The sequence below is a fragment of the Campylobacter showae CC57C genome, from assembly GCF_000344295.2.
Taxonomy (GTDB): Bacteria; Campylobacterota; Campylobacteria; order Campylobacterales; family Campylobacteraceae; genus Campylobacter_A; species Campylobacter_A showae_B.
This window is the reverse complement of sequence record NZ_AOTD01000243.1, coordinates 1-301: the sequence shown is the minus strand read 5'-3', so window position 1 is coordinate 301 and position 301 is coordinate 1. Positions and strand designations below refer to the sequence as shown.

The following is a 301-nucleotide window of genomic DNA, read 5'->3' as shown; positions in this document are numbered from 1 at the left end:
AAATCAATCAAGAGATGAGAGAATACAACGCAAATTTAGCCAAGCAAAATAGAGAAGCTAAATTTAAACCTATCCAAGCGACAAGCAAAAGCAAAACATACGTAGATAAAGACATCAGACGAGAATTCTTTGAAAATTTCCTAAAAGCCGAGCAAGAAAAGGGTACGGATATTTGGGATATTTTACAAAAGCTCAATAAAATAAATAAGGTCGATATTAATGTATAGGATATACTGCCGAAACGAATTTTAGGAGATCAAAAATGATAAGCGGCTCAAATTTAAACATTTCTACGGCAAAT

1 pseudogene is annotated in these 301 nt (G+C 32.6%); it reads left to right on the top strand.

Annotated features, from left to right (window positions below):
• A pseudogene (locus H740_RS09810) lies at nt 1–227 on the top strand (hypothetical protein); the annotation flags it as partial.
• Between the last annotated feature and the right edge of the window lie 74 nt (nt 228–301).